17 protein-coding genes and 2 pseudogenes are annotated in these 18,420 nt (G+C 68.3%); 12 read left to right on the top strand and 7 right to left on the bottom strand.

Going from position 1 to position 18,420, the window contains the following annotated elements; genetic code table 11:
* Positions 1 to 31: 31 nt before the first annotated feature.
* Positions 32 to 590, top strand: a pseudogene (locus XINFAN_RS11310) (transposase family protein); the annotation flags it as partial.
* On the opposite strand, the gene XINFAN_RS21725 reads toward XINFAN_RS11310, so the two are convergent.
* Together XINFAN_RS21725 and rimO are read right to left on the bottom strand one after the other, a co-directional pair.
* The gene (locus XINFAN_RS21725) at positions 585 to 743 is read right to left on the bottom strand and encodes a hypothetical protein (protein WP_160144599.1); all 159 of its coding nucleotides are present in this window, start codon (positions 741 to 743) and stop codon (positions 585 to 587) included. The pseudogene XINFAN_RS11310 and the gene XINFAN_RS21725 sit on opposite strands and share 6 nt — an antisense overlap.
* Before the next feature lies 1 nt (position 744).
* Positions 745 to 2,106 carry a 30S ribosomal protein S12 methylthiotransferase RimO gene (gene rimO / locus XINFAN_RS11305; RefSeq protein WP_124086969.1) on the bottom strand — a complete coding sequence of 454 codons (1,362 nt, stop codon included), beginning with the start codon at positions 2,104 to 2,106 and terminating at the stop codon, positions 745 to 747.
* Between the two features lie 383 nt (positions 2,107 to 2,489).
* On the opposite strand from rimO, the gene XINFAN_RS11300 reads away from it, so the two are divergent.
* Together XINFAN_RS11300 and XINFAN_RS11295 are read left to right on the top strand one after the other, a co-directional pair.
* Positions 2,490 to 4,499 (top strand): AsmA family protein, encoded by a 2,010-nt coding sequence (locus tag XINFAN_RS11300; RefSeq protein ID WP_124086968.1) that lies wholly within the window; start codon positions 2,490 to 2,492, stop codon positions 4,497 to 4,499.
* A gap of 517 nt (positions 4,500 to 5,016) precedes the next feature.
* A pseudogene (locus XINFAN_RS11295) lies at positions 5,017 to 5,097 on the top strand (IS5/IS1182 family transposase); the annotation flags it as partial.
* 128 nt (positions 5,098 to 5,225) lie between these two features.
* On the opposite strand, the gene XINFAN_RS11290 reads toward XINFAN_RS11295, so the two are convergent.
* Entirely contained in the window at positions 5,226 to 5,876 is a 651-nt protein-coding gene (locus XINFAN_RS11290; RefSeq protein WP_124086967.1) for a YiaD family glycine zipper/OmpA-like lipoprotein, read from the bottom strand.
* Between the two features lie 302 nt (positions 5,877 to 6,178).
* Between XINFAN_RS11290 and nth the strand changes: the two genes are divergently transcribed.
* On the top strand, positions 6,179 to 6,823 hold the full coding sequence (gene nth / locus XINFAN_RS11285) for an endonuclease III (protein WP_124086966.1): 645 nt from the start codon (positions 6,179 to 6,181) through the stop codon (positions 6,821 to 6,823).
* A 74-nt stretch (positions 6,824 to 6,897) separates the two neighbouring features.
* Positions 6,898 to 7,881, top strand: coding sequence for an adenosine kinase (locus XINFAN_RS11280; protein ID WP_124086965.1), 984 nt, complete (start codon positions 6,898 to 6,900; stop codon positions 7,879 to 7,881).
* Between the two features lie 197 nt (positions 7,882 to 8,078).
* Here XINFAN_RS11280 and XINFAN_RS11275 read toward each other — a convergent pair whose 3' ends face one another.
* Entirely contained in the window at positions 8,079 to 9,125 is a 1,047-nt protein-coding gene (locus XINFAN_RS11275) for a zinc ABC transporter substrate-binding protein (RefSeq protein ID WP_124086964.1), read from the bottom strand.
* 70 nt (positions 9,126 to 9,195) lie between these two features.
* Here XINFAN_RS11275 and XINFAN_RS11270 point away from each other — a divergent pair, with 70 nt between their 5' ends.
* From XINFAN_RS11270 to XINFAN_RS11255, 4 genes are all read left to right on the top strand, one after another.
* Positions 9,196 to 9,711, top strand: coding sequence for a Fur family transcriptional regulator (locus XINFAN_RS11270; RefSeq protein ID WP_124086963.1), 516 nt, complete (start codon positions 9,196 to 9,198; stop codon positions 9,709 to 9,711).
* Entirely contained in the window at positions 9,708 to 10,475 is a 768-nt protein-coding gene (locus XINFAN_RS11265; RefSeq protein WP_124086962.1) for an ATP-binding cassette domain-containing protein, read from the top strand. Before XINFAN_RS11270 ends, XINFAN_RS11265 begins: the two co-directional genes overlap by 4 nt.
* Positions 10,468 to 11,283 (top strand): metal ABC transporter permease, encoded by an 816-nt coding sequence (locus XINFAN_RS11260; RefSeq protein ID WP_124086961.1) that lies wholly within the window; start codon positions 10,468 to 10,470, stop codon positions 11,281 to 11,283. Before XINFAN_RS11265 ends, XINFAN_RS11260 begins: the two co-directional genes overlap by 8 nt.
* An 87-nt stretch (positions 11,284 to 11,370) precedes the next feature.
* Positions 11,371 to 12,426: a hypothetical protein gene (locus XINFAN_RS11255; RefSeq protein WP_124086960.1), complete on the top strand. Its 1,056-nt coding sequence runs from the start codon at positions 11,371 to 11,373 to the stop codon at positions 12,424 to 12,426.
* 148 nt (positions 12,427 to 12,574) lie between these two features.
* On the opposite strand, the gene XINFAN_RS11250 is transcribed toward XINFAN_RS11255, so the two are convergent.
* The 3 genes from XINFAN_RS11250 to XINFAN_RS11240 form a co-directional block, all read right to left on the bottom strand.
* Positions 12,575 to 13,384, bottom strand: coding sequence for a glycoside hydrolase family 25 protein (locus XINFAN_RS11250; protein ID WP_124086959.1), 810 nt, complete (start codon positions 13,382 to 13,384; stop codon positions 12,575 to 12,577).
* Between the two features lie 67 nt (positions 13,385 to 13,451).
* Complete coding sequence (locus XINFAN_RS11245) at positions 13,452 to 13,787, bottom strand: carboxymuconolactone decarboxylase family protein (protein ID WP_124086958.1); 336 nt, start codon at positions 13,785 to 13,787, stop codon at positions 13,452 to 13,454.
* A gap of 85 nt (positions 13,788 to 13,872) precedes the next feature.
* Positions 13,873 to 14,952, bottom strand: a complete 1,080-nt coding sequence (locus tag XINFAN_RS11240; RefSeq protein WP_124086957.1) for an NAD(P)/FAD-dependent oxidoreductase — start codon at positions 14,950 to 14,952, stop codon at positions 13,873 to 13,875.
* A gap of 214 nt (positions 14,953 to 15,166) precedes the next feature.
* Between XINFAN_RS11240 and ccrA the strand changes: the two genes are divergently transcribed.
* From ccrA to XINFAN_RS11230, 3 genes are all read left to right on the top strand, one after another.
* Positions 15,167 to 16,459, top strand: coding sequence for a crotonyl-CoA carboxylase/reductase (gene ccrA, locus XINFAN_RS11235; RefSeq protein WP_124086956.1), 1,293 nt, complete (start codon positions 15,167 to 15,169; stop codon positions 16,457 to 16,459).
* 156 nt (positions 16,460 to 16,615) lie between these two features.
* The gene (locus XINFAN_RS21960) at positions 16,616 to 16,792 is read left to right on the top strand and encodes a hypothetical protein (RefSeq protein WP_199286407.1); all 177 of its coding nucleotides are present in this window, start codon (positions 16,616 to 16,618) and stop codon (positions 16,790 to 16,792) included.
* 60 nt (positions 16,793 to 16,852) lie between these two features.
* The gene (locus tag XINFAN_RS11230; RefSeq protein ID WP_124086955.1) at positions 16,853 to 18,400 is read left to right on the top strand and encodes an ATP-dependent DNA helicase; all 1,548 of its coding nucleotides are present in this window, start codon (positions 16,853 to 16,855) and stop codon (positions 18,398 to 18,400) included.
* The last annotated feature ends 20 nt before the right edge of the window (positions 18,401 to 18,420 follow it).

Genomic DNA, 18,420 nt, shown 5'->3' with positions numbered 1-18,420 from the left:
ACAGTCCGGGGGGCTGCGTTCCTGAAGGATGGGTAAGCCGCGCGCGGATGGCCGGGGCGTGCTGAGGCGTATGATCTTCTTCAGTCGCAACGGGTTGCGGTGGTGCGATGCCCCGAGGGAACATGGCCCGCCGAAGGCGCTCTGCCATGGTTGGACGCGGTGGAGCGACAGGGGCGTCTTCGCGCGGATGAGGCACGGTCCGGGGTCGGATGCGGCGGATCCAAAGACGGTCGTGATCGGCGCGACCTGTCTGAAGGCGCGGCGCACGGCATCGGGCTTGCGGTCAAAAGGGGCAGACGATCAAAGGGGCGCCTGATGGGCCGAACCAAAGGCGGCATGGACACCTGGCTGCATGCAGACAGGGGCCATGATGCCGGCTGGTTCAGAGATGCTGAGGGGATAAGACCGTGCATCCCGGGCCGGAAGTCCCGCCGCAGGCCCGTCAAAGACGACAGGCACCGCGACAAACGCCGAAACCGGATCGGAATCCTGTGCGGGCGGCTGAAGGACTGGCAACCCGCTGCGACAGATGTCCGAAAGTATTCCTCTCAGCCAGAGCCCGCGCGGCAACAGCCTTGTTCCGGCTATGAAACGAGAGCGAGTCCCGCCCCTGACGAAACCAGGCCTCCGGCAAAGCCGGGGCGGTCCGGGTTGCGCTTTGACAGGCTCTGCAACGCGCGTTCCAGCGCCATGGCCCGGCCCGGCAGCAGGCCCGAGAAGCGGAGAAGCTTCAGATCGGCCATGTCACACCAGCCTGCCCCAAAGATCGTATTCCCCGGCCTCGTCCACCTCGACACTGACGATATCGCCGGGCGCGAGGCCCTCGAAACCCTCGTCGATGAAGAGATTGCCGTCGATCTCGGGCGCGTCGGCTTTGGTGCGGCAGGTGGCGCCGTCCTCGTCCACCTCGTCCACGATCACCTCGATGCGCTGGCCGATCTTCGCCGCGAGCTTCGCCTCGGAAATCGCCTGGGCCTTTTCCATGAAGCGCTCGTAGCGCTCCTGCTTCACCTCTTCCGGCACATGGTCGGGCAAAGCGTTCGAGCGCGCGCCCTTGACGTTTTCGTATTTGAACGCGCCCACGCGGTCGAGTTGCGCCTCGTCGAGCCAGTCGAGGAGGGTCTGGAACTCGGCCTCGGTCTCGCCCGGATAGCCGACGATGAAGGTCGAGCGCAGCACGATCCCGGGGCAGTCGCGCCGCCAGGCGGCGATCTCATCAAGCGTGCGCGCCGCCGCCGCCGGGCGGGCCATGCGTCTGAGCACGTCCGGGTGGGCGTGCTGGAACGGGATGTCGAGATAGGGCAGGATCAGCCCTTCCGCCATCGCCGGGATCAGATCGCGCACATGGGGATAGGGGTAGACATAATGCATCCTGATCCAGGCCCCGAGGCTGCCCAGATCGCGCGCGAGCGACAGGATCGGAAATTTCTCGTCGCGGCCCTTCCAGTCGGTGCCATAGGCGGACGTGTCCTGGCTGATGACCAGCAACTCCTTCACCCCGGCATCGACCAGTTTCTCGGCCTCGCGCAGCACGGCGCGGGCGGGGCGGCTTTGCAGCTTCCCGCGCATGTCGGGGATGATGCAGAATTTGCATTTGTGATCGCAGCCTTCCGAGATCTTCAGATAGCTGTAATGCCGGGGCGTCAGGCGGATGCCGCTGGCGGGCAGCAGATCGATGAAAGGATCGGGCGCGGGCGGCACTGCGCCATGCACCGCGTCAAGCACGGATTCGTATTGATGCGGCCCGGTGACGGCCAGCACTTTGGGATGGGCGCCGGTGATGTAATCGGGCTCGGCGCCGAGGCAGCCGGTGACGATGACGCGGCCGTTCTCGCGCAGAGCCTCGCCGATGGCGTCGAGGCTTTCGGCCTTGGCGCTGTCGAGGAAACCGCAGGTGTTCACGATCACCGCATCGGCGCCCTTGTAATCGGGGCTGATCGCATAGCCCTCGGCGCGCAGGCGGGTCAGGATCCGCTCGCTGTCGACCAGCGCCTTGGGGCAACCGAGGGATACCATGCCGATGGTCGGCTGGCCTTCGCGCCGCGGGCTGTCGGGCACGGTGGCGCGGGCGAGGTCGGGGCGGAGGATCGGCGGGTTTTGCGACATGCGCGCGCATATAGCGATTTCGGGGCGGTATGGGTAGGGGGCGCGATTGTGGCTGATCGCCGGGGGCGCTTCGCACTGGCACCCGCCGGGGGCGCTTCGCCCCCCGGACCCCCAGAGGATATTTAGAGACAGAAAATGAGGTGGGTGGTGAGGAGAGGGCGGGGGGTTTACCGTTGTGGCGCCCATCCGCAGGGGCGTTTCGTGGTCGATCCGCCGATCCGCCGATCCGCCGGGCTGCGGGGCGAAGGGGCCGGGGAGGGTTTATGCGGCTGCTCTCGGCTAATTGATGCCGCGGAGGCTGGCGGCGTCATTCGTGGCTTGCCGGGGGAACCGGGGCGATTCTAGATTCGTTGCCAAATCACAAGAATAACCGGAGGCGTTCGATGCGGTGGCTGTTCAGGATCCTCGGTGCGCTTCTTCTGCTGGTGGTGATCGCGGTCGGCGTGGTGCTGATGATTCCCACCGAGCGGGTGGCGCAGATGGCCGCCGATCAGTTCCAGCGGCTGACCGGGCGCGAGCTCAGGATCGAGGGCGATGTCTCGCCCCGGTTCTGGCCGGTGCTGGGGGTGAAGACCGGGCCGGTCACCATCGCCAATGCCGCCTGGTCCGAAGGGGAGGAACCGATGTTTGCCGCCGACGGGCTGACGATCGGGATCAATGCGGCGGCGCTTATGGGCGGCGAGGTGAAGATCCTTGATGTTTCCGCCGACCGGCCGCGGCTGCTGCTGGAACGGGCCAGGGACGGCCGCGAGAACTGGGTGTTCGGGGGCGGCGGCGAGGCGGGCGAGATCGGGGCCGGCACTCCGGGCGTGGGCCGGTCCTGGACGCTGGAGCGCGGGCTGATCGAGGGCGGGACGCTGCGTTTCATCGATCATGCCGCCGGGCGCGACATCACTTTCGACGGGGTGGATGCCGAGCTGAAGATCCCCGATTTCGCCGGAGCCTTCAGCTTTGCCGCCAGCGGCATCGTCTCGGGCCAGCGGGTTTCCGTCACCGGCGAGGGCGGGGTGTTCTCCGCCTTTACCGAGGGGCGCGTGGTACCGGTCACGCTGAAGGCCGTTGTCGGGGGGGCGTCGGCGGAGTTCCGGGGCCGCGCGGGCTGGCAGCCGATGGCGGCCGAGGGCGCGCTGACGGCGGATCTTTCCGACCTCGCGGCGCTGGCGGCGCTGACCGGATCCGCGGTTTCCGCCCCGCCCGAGGGGTTCGGGGCGCGCAAACTTGCGCTCAACTCGCAGATGGTGCTGGACGACAAGGGCGCGCTTTACCTGCGTGGGGCGAAGATCGAGGCCGACGGCAATGTGTTTTCGGGCGATCTCGATCTGGTGCAGGGCGGGCCGCGGCCGAAACTCTCGGGCAATCTGCGCGGTGGCGCGCTGGACCTGAAAGGCGTCTCGGGCGGCGAGGGCGGCGGCCAGGGCGGCGGCATGAAGGCCGAGGGCTGGCCGGGCGGTCATATCGACGTCTCGGCGCTTGGCACGCTGGATGCCGAGGTCAGCATCGGTGCGGCTTCGGTCGATCTGGGTGCGGTGAAATTCGGTGAGACCCGGCTGATCCTGACCATCGAGCGCGCCCGCGCGGTGTTCGACATCCGCCAGATGGCGGCCTATGGCGGCAGCGTCACCGGCGAATTCGTGGTGAACGGGCGTGGCGGACTTTCGGTCGGCGGCAATCTGACCCTCGCGGCGATCGACGCGCAGCCGCTGCTTCTGGATCTGGCGGGCTGGGACCGGCTGATCACCAAGGCGAACCTCAGCCTGAAATTCCTGGGCGTCGGCAATTCGGTGGACGAGATCATGCAGGGGCTGAGCGGCGAGGGCAGCCTGTCCTTGGGCAAGGGCGAGATCCGCGGGCTGGACATCGCGGGGATGTTGCGCACGCTCGACACCTCATATGTGGGCGAGGGGCAGAAGACGATCTTCGACGGCGTGGCGGGCAGCTTCACCATCAAGGACGGCGATCTCGCCAACAGCGATCTGAAACTGGTTGCGCCGTATCTGACCGCGACGGGGGCGGGGCGGATCGGGCTGGGCGCGCGCGATCTGGATTACCGCATCCGCCCGACCGCCTTCCCGGGCGAGGGCAGCACCGGGGGCGTGATGGTGCCCCTGCGGATCACCGGAAGCTGGGCCGATCCGACCTACCGGCTGGATCTGGAAAGCATCGCCCGCGAGAAGATGGAGGCCGAGGCGAAAGCCGCCGGGGAACGCGCGCGCCAGGAAGCGAAGGAGGCCGAGGCCCGGGCGAAAGCCGAACTCGAAGCGCGGCTGCGCGACGAACTGGGCGTGATCCCGACCGAGGGTGAGAGCGTCGAAGACGCCGCCCGCCGCCGCGCCCGCGAGGCGCTGGAGGCCGAGACGGGAAGGCTGCTCGGGGATATCCTGGGGCGGGAGTGAGCGGAGGGCAGGCAGACGTGTTCCGGAGATCCAGTTTCTGTTGATAAAAGGGCTTCCCCTGGCCCGTGATCTGCGCTTCAGGCTCATCTCAAGGTGGGAGGTGAGCTTTGCGCGCAACGTGATATCCGACGTTTGGGCAGTCTTCGAGGGATTCATCCGTGCAGGCCGGCATCCGAACGGGCATCAGCCTTCGGGTCATTACCTTGTTATGGATGGGCTTTTCTGGTGGAGCGCAAGCCGCCACCGGCTCAGGCCCGATGGCGTGGGTCGGGGCGGTGAGAGGATATCCTGGACGCGGCCAGAACCTCGCCGGGATTGCCCCCGGCAGGTTCCGGATGGTCGACATCGGGCAGGTCACGTGCCACCTGTTCGGGCGAACCGGCGAGGGTGATCCGCGCCCGTCCTCATGCGGCGGGCGAAAAAGGAGGGCTGCTGACAAGAGGCTCCCGACCGTTCGCGAACTGGGATCTGGACCAGGATCCCGACTGCACCGGCTACGATCTGGTGGTGGCGGATAACGCGCTACGACAACACCGCAGGCAGTTTCCTCGGCTTCGTCGATGTTGCCGGCATCAGGCGATGGTGTCGACATTTGTCAAACACGACCCGGGGCTTACTGCTTATCGCGACGGCAGCGTTCGGTAGAAATCTTGCACCGGCATATCCCCCAAAACCAAAAAGGGCCGGGGAAATTCCCCGGCCCCTCCTGCGTCTCTGTCCGTCCGCTCAGGCGTTCGGGCGGATGAAGATCTCGACCCGGCGGTTCTTCGCGCGGCCCTCGGGGGTGAGGTTGGTCGCGACCGGCTGGTCCTCGCCGCGGCCCACGGCGCTGATGCGGCCAGAGGGCACGCCATTGTTGCGCAGGACCGAGGCCACCGCCGAGGCGCGGCGCTGCGACAGGTCCATGTTGTAGGCGGCGTCGCCGGTGGAATCGGTATGGCCCACCACCTGGATCGTGCTGTTGGGATATTTCAGCAGGCTTTGCGCCACCGCGTTCAGATCGCGGGTCAGCGAGCCCGAGAGCGTGGCGCTGTCGGTGGCGAACAGCAGATCCTGCGGCATGTTCACCACGAGATAGTCGCCGTGATTGGTCACACCGACGCCGGGCGACATCTGCGCGCGCAGCTCCGCCGCCTGCTGGTCGAGCGTGGCGCCGATCGCGCCGCCCGCGATGGCGCCGATCACGCCGCCGACCGCGGCTTTGGCCAGCCGGTTGTCGCCGCCCGAGCTTGCGCCCGCGGCCGCGCCGACGAGGCCGCCGAGCACTGCGCCCTGCTGCTGGCGGGCGTTCGGATTGTCGGGATAGGCATTGGGATCGACGCAGCCGGAAAGCGCGATCGCACCGGCGGAAGCGAGAAGAAGCGAAATTCTGGTCATGGTCCTGCTCGTTGCTCCAGGTCTGGCCCGTCACAAGCGGGCTCTGGCGGATCTTATACCAGGCCGCCGGTCCGCGTGACAGTGGGCTGACGCCGATGTGAGCGATGCGCGGATCAGCGCCGATGGCCGCGACGAATCGCGGGCGGGGACCGCAAGGGGGGAACGGCGGCGGGCTGACGATTGCCGCCCGGCGGCGCCCGTTCCCGGCATGAAGGCGGCACTGCCGGGGTCTTTCGCGCCGCGGCCGGGATTTCGTCCGATCCGGCTTGTTTCCGGCCCGCAAGGCTGGCAGATGCTGAGCCATGGTGCGCCAGCTCGATTTCAACGCGATGCAAGCCGTCTTCACGCGCTTTCGGGAGACCGAGGCCGAGCCGAAGGGCGAGCTTGATCATACCAACGCCTTCACGTTGCTGGTCGCGGTGGCCCTGTCGGCCCAGGCCACCGACAAGGGCGTGAACCGCGCCACGCGCGAGCTGTTTCCCATCGCCGATACGCCGCAGAAGATGCTGGCGCTCGGCGAGGAGGGGCTGACCGAGCATATCCGCACCATCGGGCTTTACCGCAACAAGGCGAAGAACGTGATCCGGCTGAGCCAGCGGCTGATCGACGAATACGGCGGCGAGGTGCCGTCCTCGCGCGCGGCGCTGATGACGCTGCCAGGGGTCGGGCGCAAGACCGCCAATGTCGTGCTGAACATGTGGTTCCGCATGCCCGCCCAGGCGGTGGACACCCATATCTTCCGGGTCGGCAACCGCTCGGGCATCTGCCCCGGGCGCGACGAGGCGGCGGTGGAGCGCGCCATCGAGGACAACGTGCCCGCCGAATTCCAGAGCCACGCGCATCACTGGCTGATCCTGCACGGGCGCTATATCTGCGTGGCGCGAAAGCCGAAATGCGCCATCTGCCCGATCCGGGACTGGTGCCTGTTCGAGGACAAGACCGGCTGAGCCTCCGGCTTGGCACCGGGCGGGAATGATGCCATGAGCCTTTGCGAAGGCGATTTGCCGGAGCGGGAGACGAGATGAAGAATTACCAGGTCGTGGGCATCGGCAATGCCATCGTCGATGTGCTTTCCCCGGCGGAGGACCTGTTCCTCGCGCAGATGGGAATCGAAAAAGGCGTCATGCAGCTGATCGGGCGCGAGCGCGGCGAGTTCCTCTACGCGCAGATGAGCGGGCGGCGCGAGGCGCCGGGCGGCTCGGTCGCGAACACCATCGCGGGGCTGGGCAGCCTTGGGCTGACGACGGGGTTCATCGGCCGGGTGGCCGATGACGCTCTGGGCCGGTTCTATGCGCAGAGCATGGCGGACGAGGGCACCGATTTCGTCAATCCGCCGGTGCCGGGGGCGGAACTGCCGACCTCGCGCTCGATGATCTTCGTCTCGCCCGATGGCGAGCGGTCGATGAACACCTATCTCGGGATCTCGTCCGAACTGGGGCCGCAGGATGTGTCGGATTCGGTCGCCGGGGCGGCGCGGATCCTGTTCCTGGAGGGCTATCTCTACGACAAGGACCAGGGCAAGGCGGCGTTCGAGCGCGCGGCGCAGCTGACGCGGGGCGCGGGCGGGCTGGCGGGGATCGCCTTGTCCGATCCGTTCTGCGTGGACCGTCACCGCGCCGATTTCCGCCGGCTGGTGAAGGATCTGGATTTCGTGATCGGCAACGAGCACGAATGGGCCTCGCTTTACGAGACCGATCTGTCGGCGGCGCTGGAACAGGCGGCGCGCGATGCCGGGCTGGTGGTCTGCACCCGCTCGGGTTCGGACGTGATCGTGATCCGGGGCGAGGAACAGGCGGTGGTGCCGGTCCGGCGGGTGACGCCGGTCGATGCGACCGGGGCTGGCGACCAGTTCGCGGCCGGGTTCCTGTATGGGCTGGCGACCGGCGCCTCGCTGGAAGTGGCGGGGCGGATGGGCTGCGTGGCGGCGGCCGAGGTGATCGGCCATTACGGCGCCCGGCCCGAGGCGGATGTGAAGGCTTTGTTCCGGGCCGAAGGGCTGATCTGACCCGTTCCGGCGGCAGAGACGCGGCGGGCGCGGCCATCGAGGCCCCGCCCGCCGCCGCGGCCCTGCGGGGCCGCGCGTCCCTGGCCGGCGGCGTGCCCGGCGTGTTCCGCCTGCGGGCTTGCCGTGACCGCGAAAGGCCACCCCGTGAGTGAGCCGGCCAGATTTTGCCGTATCGCGCGGGCCGGGGTGGGGCGGCGTCAGGGCGTCAGGCAGGCGGCGATGGTTTCCGCGCTGGTGCGGATCAGCGCCGGGTAGAGGCCGGGGCCGGGCTCCATCGCAGTGCCCACCGGATCGAGCGCGCCGCCGATCCGCGCGCCGCTGCCCTCGGCCATGCGTTCAACCGCGGCGAGGTCGTGGCCGGCCTCGGGGAACAGGCAGAGGATCTCGCCCGCCGCCACGCGGGCGCTCAGCTCGCTCAGATGTTTCGCGCCCGGTGTGCTGGCGTCGCCCGCGGCGATGCTGTCTTGCAGGTTCAGACCGTAATGCGCGGCGTAATAGCCGAAAGCGTCATGATAGGTGCCGAAGGGGCGGTCTTTCACCGGGGTAAGCGCCTCCCGCGCCGCCGCATCCGCCGCGGCGATTTCTTCGGCGCCCCGGGCGGCATTGGCGGCATAGGTCGCGGCGTTTACGGGATCGAGCCGCGAAAGTTCGGCCGCGATCAGGCCGAGCCAGAGCCTTCCGTTCTCCGGGTCGAGCCAGGCATGGGGATCGACGCCCTCGTGGCTGTGGTCATGCGCGTGGTCGTCATGGTCATGGGCCTCCGCATGACCGTGGTCATGATCGTGCCCCGCCTCTGCGTGGTCGTCGTGGCCGTGGTCCTCAGCGGCGGCGTGGTCGTGATCCTCCTCGTCGTGCCCGTGCGCATGATCGTGATCGTCATGCCCGCCCCCTGCCGCGTAATCGCGCCGGAACGTCCCTTCGGCGGCGAGCAGGCCGAGAAGGGGGGCGCCGTCGGGCCGCAGGGCCAGCGCCGGATCGAGCCAGGGCGTCAGCCCGGGCCCCACCATCACCACCAGATCCGCCGCGGCGATCCCCTGCGCCTGCGAGGGGCGAAGCTGGAAATGGTGCTCGGACGCGCCCGGCGTCAGCAACAGTCCGGGCGTGCCGAGATCGCCCATCACGCGGGCCACCAGCGAATGGACGGGCGGGATGTCGGTCATCACCTGCGGCACATCGGCGAGGGCCGCGCCGGTGCAGAGCGCAAGGCCGAGACTGGTCAGGGGGAGGGATATGATATAACGCATCACACAGGGTCTTTCGCTTGGAAGGCGCAAGATCTATGTATGTGATATCATAACGTGTCAAGGGGCGATCATGGCACATGACCATCCTTCGGACTGCCCGGGCTGCGCCGATCCGGGTGCCGCCTTCCTGCGCCACGATCACGCCCATTGCGCGCGGGACGTGCTGGAGCGCGCCGATGCGCTGGTGGCGGCCTCGGGCGCGCGGCTGACGCCGGTGCGGCGCCGGGTGCTGGAGATCCTCCTGGAGGAACACCGCGCCATGGGGGCCTATGACGTGCTGAAACGGCTGGCCGAAGAGGGGTTCGGCAACCAGCCGCCGGTGGCCTATCGCGCGCTGGAATTCCTTGTGGAACAGGGGCTTGCGCATCGCATCCGCCGGCTGAACGCCTTCGCCGCCTGCATGCACCCCGGCGAGGCCCATGCGCCCGCCTTCCTGATCTGCCGGCTGTGCAACACGGTGGCCGAGGCCCCCGCCGCCCCGGTGCGCGCGGCACTGGATGCGGCGGCGGCGGAGCTGGGCTTTCTGATCGAACGCTCGACGGTCGAGGCGCTCGGGCTTTGCCCCGCGTGCAGGGCGGACGCATGACCACGCTGATCGAGGCCAGGCATATCTGCGTTCGCTACGGCGAGGACGAGGTGCTGCACGACATCTCGCTGAGCGTGGTGCCGGGCGAGATCGTGACCATCCTCGGGCCGAACGGCTCGGGGAAATCGACGCTTCTGCGCGCGCTTCTGGGGATCGTGCCGCTGGCGGCGGGAACGGTCGCACGCGCGCCCGGGCTGCGGGTGGGTTATGTGCCGCAAAAGCTGGTGATCGGGGCGTCGATGCCGATCAGCCTGCGCCGGTTCCTGTCGCTGCCTGTGCGGGTGACGGATGCCCGCGCCGCGGCGGCGCTGGCGCGGGTCGGGCTGGAGGGCAAGGGCGGCATGCAGATGGCCGCGCTGTCGGGCGGGCAGATGCAACGGGCGTTGCTGGCGCGGGCGCTGCTGGCCGATCCGCAGATCCTGATGCTGGACGAGCCGACCCAGGGCCTCGACCAGCCCGGCGAGGCGGCCTTCTACCGGCTGATCGAGGAGGTGCGGGCCGAGACCGGCTGCGCGGTGCTGATGATCAGCCACGACCTGCATGTGGTGATGGCGGCGAGCGACCGGGTGATCTGCCTGAACGGCCATATCTGCTGCGAGGGCACGCCCCGGGTGGTCTCGGACGCGCCGGAATACCGCGCTTTGTTCGGGCTGGGCACGCGCGGCGCGCTGGCGCTTTACCGTCACGAGCACGATCACGACCACAACGCGCCGCATGACCATCATTGCGGCCACGACCACGAACAGGGGCGCAGCCATGGTTGACGATCTGGTGACGCGGGCGACGCTGGCGGGGGCGGGGCTGTCGCTGGCGACCGGCCCTCTGGGCTGTTTCGTGGTCTGGCGGCGGATGGCCTATTTCGGCGACGCGACCGCCCATGCCGCGATCCTCGGGGTGGCGCTGGCGCTGGCGACCGACCTGCCGGTGACGGTCGGCACGCTGATCGTGGCGCTCGCCATGGCGCTGACGGTGGCGGGGCTGGCAAGCCGGGGCTGGGCGATGGACACCACTCTGGGCGTGCTGTCGCATTCGGCGCTGGCCTTCGGGCTGGTGGCGGTGAGCTATTTCCCGACCGTGCGCACCGATCTGTCGGCCTGGCTGTTTGGCGACATCCTGATGGTCGGCCGCGCCGATCTGGCGCTGATCTGGGGCGGCGCCGCGCTGGTCGCGGCGCTGATCGCCTGGCGCTGGCAGGCGCTGCTCACCGCCACGCTGAACGAGGATCTGGCCCATGCCGCGGGCCATGCGCCCGCGCGCGAGCGGCTGGTCCTGGTGATCGCGCTGGCCGTGGTGGTGGCGGTGGCGCTGAAGGTGGTCGGCGCGCTGCTGATCGCCGCCATGCTGATCATCCCCGCCGCCAGCGCGCGCTGGCTGGCGAAAAGCCCTGAGAGCATGGCGGGCCTTGCGGTGGCGATCGGGGTGGTTTCGGTGGTGGCGGGGTTGCAGCTCTCGCTCTGGCAGGACACGCCCGCGGGCCCGTCGATCATCGTGGCGGCGGCGGCGATCTTCGCGCTGACCGGGGCTCTCTCGCGGCTTCCCGCCGGGCGCCTCGCGGGCAGGCGCAGGGGCTGACGCCCCGCGCCGAAAACCGCCGCAGCTCTGCCCGAAGCCCGCCCGATTCCGCTGCTATCACGCGCGAAACGGCTGTGGGGTCTCTCCGTGCGTATCATCCTTTTCCTGGCCAGCCTGATCGTTCCGGCCTGCGGTTTCCTGTTCTACATGTTCTTCGATTACACCATGGCCAACCGCATGGCGCCCCCGGGCGAGAAGATCGGTTTCGGCTCTTACGTCGCGGGCTGGGCCGGGCTGATCGAGATCGCGGGCCTGCCGGGCGGGGGCAGCGGCGGCGGCGATCTGGCCGCGATGCTGCCGCGCGCACCCGATGGCTGGACCCGGCGCGATCCGGCCGAGGGGGATGCGGCGGGCGCCGCCGGGGTCGGTTTCAGCGACGACGAGGCCCGTCTGGCGCGCGATGCGTTCACCGTGGACGGCGGCGCGAAGCTGACCCAGGCCCGCCAGATCTATGAGACGCCGAAAGGCCTCGTCGCGGTGGAACTGGTGCGCTTTCCCGATTTCATCTTCACGAGTTTCGCCGCCACCCAAATCCGCCTTCAGCTTGAAATGGCGGCCATGGACATCCCGGGCGACGATTATATGACGGTGCGCGGCATGCCCCTGCGCGAGGCGCGGCTGCCGGGGGATTCGCCCTCGCGGGTGTTCTTCGGCGATCTCCAGGCCCAGATCCATCTGCGCATCACCGCGCCGGCGGCGACCGGCGACGAAGAGATGCGGGCGCTGCTTTCCACGCTGGACGTGGCGGCGATGAATGCCTCGCTCGTGCGTCCGGTCCGGGGGATGGGCGAGGTGCCGGTTCTGGTGATGGTCCCGGAGATCGACGAGGGGATCCGCGCGCGCCGCGCCGAAGAGCGCGCCCTGCTTGAGGCGGAGCGCGCCGCCGAATGGGAGGCAATGCGCGCCGAACGGGATGCTAAGGCCGAAGCCGAGGCCGAGGCCTGGCTGGCGGGTGAGCAGACCGAAGAGAAGAACGGCGTCACCATCCGGCGTGGCATTCAGAAGAACGACCCCGGCCGCAGCACCTTCGCCACCGGCGGCAAGGCGGGGATCGGCACGGGCGATTGCCAGCAGTCCGGCAGCGGCAAGAGCTGCGGCGTGGCGCCGGGCGAGGAAGCGCAGGAGGAGGGCACCGGGGACTGAGCGCCGCCATCCGGCCGCGCCATTGCAGCGATGGCCAGGGCGATTCCGCCCGGGTGGCGCTGGCGGTCCGGGGCAGCGCGGGATTGCGCTGCGCCCGATGGGTCGGATTGTCCGGCGAGGAGAATGCGGCGGCTGGTGGCCCCGGCGCTCAGGGTGCCCGCGCGGCGAGCCAGGCGTTCCACTGCGCCGCCGACCCCTCATAGACGTTGATGTCGACCTTCCCGGGAATCCCCGGCACCAGCCCGGTCGAGGTATATTGCCAGAACAGCCAGTGATGGCCGTTATAAAGATCCTGCGGATGTTTCGCGACCGCGCGCAGCCAGAAATCGGCGCCTTCCAGCTTCCACATCTCATTGTCCTCGAAGAAGTCGATCGAGGTGTAGAGGATCGGCCGCTGCCCGTAATGGCGCGCCACGATGTCGATGAAGATCTTCGCCTCGCGCCGGTTGGTGGCGCCGTCGCGGCGGATGGTGCAGGTGGGCGAGAACGGCGTCCATTCCATGTCCAGAACCGGGGGCAGCGCGCCCGGCACCCTTGGCACATGGCGGATGAACCAGCGCGCCTGCTCTTCGGCGGGGCGGCAATGATAGAAGAAGTGATAGGCGCCGCGGCGCACCCCGGCGCGGCCCGCGCCGCGCCAGTGGTCCTCGAACATCGGATCCACCCGGTCGCCGCCCTCGGTCGCCTTGATGAAGGCGAAATTCACCCCGTTCGCCCGCGCCGTGGGCCAGTCCACCCCGCTTTGCCAGCGTGACAGGTCTACCCCGTGCACCGCATAGCTTTGCGGCGGCTTGCCGCCCCAGGTGTCCACGGGTTTCGCATCGCCGAACCTGGCGGAGGTGACCTCGCTCGCGCCCAGGCTGTGGGGCGGGCGGGCCTCGGGTTTGGTTCGGGGCGTCGGGGCGCCGCAGGCGGCCAGCGACAGCGCGGCGAGGAAACAGAAAAGGATGCGAGTCATGGCGGGGATCGTCGCCGATCCCGCGGCCGGTGTCATCCGTTGTTTCCGGTCTGTGAACAGTTTCGCGTCAGGCGCTCAGCTCGTCCCAACTCGCCAGCGCATGGGCGGCATACATCACCGCCGGGCCGCCGCCCATCTGGATCGCGACCGAGAGCACCTCGCCCAGTTCCTCGCGGCTGGCACCTGCCTTCATCAGCGCCTCGACGTGGAAATTGATGCAGGGCTCGCAGCGCTGCGACACCGCGATGCCGAGGGCGACAAACTCCTTTTCCTTCACCGGCACCGCCGGTCCGTCCTTTGCCGCCTTCGACAGCGCGGCGAATCCCGCCATCGTCTCGGGTATCGCCTTGTTCATCACGCGAAGCTCGGCGCGCATGGCGGCGATCTTTTCTTTGCTGCTCATATCCGGTCTCCTTCGCGCCACGGGATGGCATGGCGCAAAGGGGAGGGCTTTGATCGGGATCAAATGATTTCGTATCTGCGAATATTCATCGGAGCCGCGCGGGTGAGAGCGCATCCGCCACCGCCGCGCCGATCGCGGGCGGGCGACCGGCGATCAGATCGGCCAGCAGCAGGCTTGCGGCCGGGCTGGTCTGAAATCCGTATCCGCCCTGGCCCGCGCACCAGATGAAGGAGGGATCGGCGGGCGAGGGGCCGATCACCGGCACCCGGTCGGGCGCGAAGGTGCGCAACCCGGCCCAGTTGGCCAGCACCCGCGTCACCGGCGCGGTCACCATTTCCTCGTAACGCGCCAGGCCCTCGGCCAGCACCATGTCGTCGGCCCAGGCGTCATGCGGCGCGTCGACCGGATCCTCCTCGGCGGGCGAGACGATCAGCGCCCCGGCGTCGGGCTTCATATACCAGTCCTCGCCCGGGCCGAAGACCATCGGCCAGGAGGCGACATCCATCCCCTCGGGCGCCGGGATCCGCGCCATCGAGCGGCGGAGCGGGGTGAAGCCCAGAGGCGCGATCCCCGCCAGAACGGCCACCTGATCGACCCAGGCCCCGGCGGCGTTGACCAGCATCCGCCCGGTCGCCTCTCCGCCCGGCCAGGCGACATGCCAGCCGCCCTCCAGCCGCCGGATCCCGCTTACCCGCCCCTTCAGCCGGACTTCGGCGCCATGGCCGCGGGCCGCGCGCGCGTAACTCTGCAAGAGCAGATCGGTGTCGATATCCTCGGCGTGAGCGGCATAGCCCGCCAGCGCCACCGTATCGGGGTTCAGGACCGGCACCCTGGCGCGTGCCTCGTCAAAGCTGATCCGGGTGAAATCCATCGCCTCCAGATCTTCGTCGAAGGCCGCGCGCTGATCCTCGCGCGCGACCAGCAACAGGCCGCGCGGCGACAGCACCTGCGGCAGGGCGCGGAAATCCGCCTCCGAGGCCAGCGACAGCGCCACCACCGGCGCGGCGCCGTAGCGCGGCTCGTAAAGCGCGGCAGAGCGGCCCGAGGCGTGATGCGCGAGCGCGTCCTCGGCCTCCAGCAGCAGCACCCGGCCCAGGGGCGCCAGCCTTGCCGCGGCCGAGACCCCGGCGATGCCGCCGCCCACGATCACGAAATCATAATCCATGCCATTCCCCCCGATTTTCGCCCGGTAGATCACCGGCGCCGCGGCGTTTCAACCCTGCCCGCGCAGCGCGAAAAGCCCGGCGGATTTCTGCGACGCGGCGGACATAAAATTACCGATACTCATGTTTGTGTATTGCATTATTTCGCGACGGATTTTATCTCTGCTGCAAGCGCATCGATTCTGCGGTGCGGCGCACGAGTTTTGGAGCTGGCCCATGGCACTGGATACACAGGCACCCATCATGTCCTACGACGCCCCGAAGAAAGATCTCTACGAGATCGGCGAGATGCCCCCCCTCGGCCATGTGCCGGCGAAAATGTATGCCTGGGCGATCCGGCGCGAGCGTCACGGCGAGCCGGAAAAGGCCATGCAGCTTGAGGTGGTCGACACCTGGAAGCTCGACAGCCACGAAGTGCTGGTCATGGTGATGGCCGCGGGCGTGAACTACAACGGGGTCTGGGCCGGTCTCGGCGTGCCGATCTCGCCCTTCGACGGCCACAAGCAGGAATACCACATCGCGGGTTCCGACGCCTCTGGCATCGTCTGGGCGGTGGGCGACAAGGTGAAGCGCTGGAAGGTCGGCGACGAGGTGGTGATCCACTGCAACCAGGACGACGGCGACGACGAGGAATGCAACGGCGGCGATCCGATGTTCTCGACCAGCCAGCGGATCTGGGGCTATGAGACGCATGACGGCTCTTTCGCCCAGTTCACCAAGGTGCAGGCGCAGCAGCTGATGCCGCGGCCCAGGCACCTGACCTGGGAGGAATCGGCCTGCTACACCCTGACGCTGGCCACCGCCTACCGGATGCTGTTCGGGCACGAGCCGCACGACCTGAAACCCGGCCAGAACGTGCTGGTCTGGGGCGCGAGCGGAGGGCTCGGCTCCTACGCGATCCAGCTGATCAACACGGCGGGCGCCAATGCGATCGGGGTGATCTCGGACGAATCGAAGCGCGATTTCGTGCTGGGTCTGGGCGCCAAGGGCGTGATCAACCGCAACGAATTCAAATGCTGGGGCCAGCTTCCGACGGTGAATTCCGAGGAATACAACATCTGGCTGAAAGAGGCGCGCAAGTTCGGCAAGGCGATCTGGGACATCACCGGCAAGGGCGTGAACGTCGATATGGTGTTCGAGCATCCCGGCGAGGCGACCTTCCCGGTCTCGGCGCTGGTGGTGAAGAAGGGCGGCATGGTGGTGATCTGCGCCGGCACCAGCGGCTTCAACTGCACCTTCGACGTGCGCTACATGTGGATGCACCAGAAGCGCCTGCAAGGCAGCCATTTCGCCCATCTGAAACAGGCGGCCTCGGCCAACAAGCTGATGTGCGAGCGCCGCCTCGACCCCTGCATGTCCGAGGTGTTCAACTGGGAGGAAATCCCCCGCGCCCATACGCTGATGTGGAAGAACCAGCACAAGCCCGGCAATATGGCGGTTCTGGTCCAGGCGCCGCGCACCGGATTGCGCACCTTCGAGGATACGCTGGAGGTCAGCCGCAACCGCTGACCCCGGGTGGGAAACCGCGGGAACGTCGCATCCTTCCGGGTGCGGCGTTTCTCTTTGCGCGACAGCACTGGCACATTGTGCACATAACTGCGGATACTCTCTGCCTTATGGTAAATGATACCCTTATCCGGTCTGCCGCCGGTGCCGGGTGCCGTTATGAGTCATGAATGGATCTTCGAGGTTCTGCGGGATCTGAAAGCCTATGCTCTGGCGAACGGCCTTCCCGCGCTGGCGGCCAAGGCCGAAGAGGCCTTGCGCACCGCCGAGGCCGAGATCGCCGGACTTTCGCGCGGCAATGGCAATGGCGGCGCGGCCTCGGGGCGGCCGCACTGAACCGCTGAACCCTGCACGGGCGCACTGGCCCTTGGCCCGCGCGCGCGATACTCTCGCCCCATGCAGGCACCGGCCCCCACTTTCTCCGACGATCAGGCCGAGGCCTGGGACCGTATCGCGCTCGGGCTGAAATCCCAGGGCGTGGATCTCGACGAGGGAATGCTGCTTCCGCCCCCCGAGGGCAGCAGTTCGGTCGCGGCGGTGATCGGCAAGGCCGGATCGGGCAAGACGCTTCTGCTGGCCCAGCTTTACAAGGCGCTGAAAGCCGCCGGGGTCGAGGTGGTCTCGGGCGACTGGGAGGGCAAGCGCCGCAAGGAGCGCCGGACGCTGGCGATCCTTGCGCCCACCAACAAGGCGGCCTCGGTTCTGCGGATGCGCGGTGTGCCCGCGACCACGATCCACCGCATCCTCTATACCCCGGTCTATGATCCGCAATACGAGCGCATCGCCGAATGGCTGGCGGGCCAGGCCGAACGCCCCGCGATCGAGGGGCTGGGGGTCGAGGGGCTGACCGAGCAGGCGCTCGACCGGGCGCAGGCGTTCTACGCCCAGGTCGCCTCGATTCCCGGCGCGCTGGCGGCGGCGGGGCTGAAGGGATCCGATTTCATCAAGGGCTGGAAACGGCGCGAGGATCCGCTGGACATCGGCTTCGTCGATGAGGCCTCGATGCTGGACGAGCGCCAGTTCGACGACTTGCGCGAGATCTTCCCGTGTCTGGTGCTGTTCGGCGATCCGGCGCAGCTGGCGCCGGTGGGGCAGTCGGGCAAGATGGTGTTCGAGACGCTTGGCCCCGAGCGCCAGCTGATCCTGAACCGCATCCACCGCCAGACCCAGGACAATCCGATCCTCGACCTCGCCCATGCGCTGGCAGACGACACGCTGGATTTCCCGGCCTTCGAGCGGCTGGTGCGCGAGAAGGCGGCGCAGGATGACCGGGTGGTCTGGTCGGAACGGGTGGACGCCGATCTGATGGCGCGCAGCCCGGTGCTGGTCTGGCGCAACATCACCCGCGTCAAGCTGATCACCGCCTTCCGCACCGCCCATGGCGCGCCGGAACACGACCTGATCCCCGGCGAGCCGCTGATCTGCGACGGGATCGAACTGCCGCTGAAACACCGCAAGAAACGGGTGGATCTGGAGGCGCGCGGGCTGATCAAGGGCGCGCAGGTGATCTATCTCGGCCCCGGCAACCGCACGGGCTTTGCCAAGCTGCATGTGATCGGCGCCGAGGATCCGCAGCTTTCCGCCGCCTCGATCATCAAGATCGAAAAGCCCGACGAGGAAGAGCCGTTCATCCCCCATGCCGCCACGATGGGCGCGACCTTCCTGCACGGCGCGGCGGTGACGATCCACAAGGCCCAGGGGAGCCAATGGCCCGAGGTCCAGGTCTTCGCGCCCGACCTTTCCGCCGCCGCCTGGGCGAACCGCACCGAAGCGGGTGTGCCTCTGTGGAAGCGCCTCGCCTATGTGGCGATCACCCGGGCCGAGACCCGGCTGCACTGGGTTGTGCGCAACCGGCTGGCGCGGCCAAAGCTGCCGCTCGGCATCAGCGATCTGAAAGGGGCGGCGCCTAAGCTGGAACTCACCTCGGGCGACGAGCCCGGCTGACCCGCCGCCGGAGTTTTCAA

Source organism: Pseudogemmobacter humi, assembly GCF_900609055.1.
Lineage (GTDB): Bacteria > Pseudomonadota > Alphaproteobacteria > Rhodobacterales > Rhodobacteraceae > Pseudogemmobacter > Pseudogemmobacter humi.
Note: the sequence above shows the minus strand (reverse complement) of the source record. Positions and strands in the feature narration are given on the sequence as shown.

Excerpts from the sequence above, each read along its gene's own strand:
- XINFAN_RS11230 (WP_124086955.1), top strand. The coding sequence starts at position 16,853 with ATGCAGGCACCGGCCCCCACTTTCTCCGACGATCAGGCCGAGGCCTGG.
- XINFAN_RS11275 (WP_124086964.1), bottom strand. The coding sequence starts at position 9,125 with ATGCGTTATATCATATCCCTCCCCCTGACCAGTCTCGGCCTTGCGCTC.
- XINFAN_RS11280 (WP_124086965.1), top strand. The coding sequence starts at position 6,898 with ATGAAGAATTACCAGGTCGTGGGCATCGGCAATGCCATCGTCGATGTG.
- XINFAN_RS11260 (WP_124086961.1), top strand. The coding sequence starts at position 10,468 with ATGGTTGACGATCTGGTGACGCGGGCGACGCTGGCGGGGGCGGGGCTG.
- XINFAN_RS11290 (WP_124086967.1), bottom strand. The coding sequence starts at position 5,876 with ATGACCAGAATTTCGCTTCTTCTCGCTTCCGCCGGTGCGATCGCGCTT.
- XINFAN_RS11250 (WP_124086959.1), bottom strand. The coding sequence starts at position 13,384 with ATGACTCGCATCCTTTTCTGTTTCCTCGCCGCGCTGTCGCTGGCCGCC.
- XINFAN_RS11300 (WP_124086968.1), top strand. The coding sequence starts at position 2,490 with ATGCGGTGGCTGTTCAGGATCCTCGGTGCGCTTCTTCTGCTGGTGGTG.
- XINFAN_RS11240 (WP_124086957.1), bottom strand. The coding sequence starts at position 14,952 with ATGGATTATGATTTCGTGATCGTGGGCGGCGGCATCGCCGGGGTCTCG.
- XINFAN_RS11245 (WP_124086958.1), bottom strand. The coding sequence starts at position 13,787 with ATGAGCAGCAAAGAAAAGATCGCCGCCATGCGCGCCGAGCTTCGCGTG.
- XINFAN_RS11265 (WP_124086962.1), top strand. The coding sequence starts at position 9,708 with ATGACCACGCTGATCGAGGCCAGGCATATCTGCGTTCGCTACGGCGAG.
- XINFAN_RS11270 (WP_124086963.1), top strand. The coding sequence starts at position 9,196 with ATGGCACATGACCATCCTTCGGACTGCCCGGGCTGCGCCGATCCGGGT.
- XINFAN_RS21725 (WP_160144599.1), bottom strand. The coding sequence starts at position 743 with ATGGCCGATCTGAAGCTTCTCCGCTTCTCGGGCCTGCTGCCGGGCCGG.
- XINFAN_RS21960 (WP_199286407.1), top strand. The coding sequence starts at position 16,616 with ATGAGTCATGAATGGATCTTCGAGGTTCTGCGGGATCTGAAAGCCTAT.
- rimO (WP_124086969.1), bottom strand. The coding sequence starts at position 2,106 with ATGTCGCAAAACCCGCCGATCCTCCGCCCCGACCTCGCCCGCGCCACC.
- nth (WP_124086966.1), top strand. The coding sequence starts at position 6,179 with ATGGTGCGCCAGCTCGATTTCAACGCGATGCAAGCCGTCTTCACGCGC.
- ccrA (WP_124086956.1), top strand. The coding sequence starts at position 15,167 with ATGGCACTGGATACACAGGCACCCATCATGTCCTACGACGCCCCGAAG.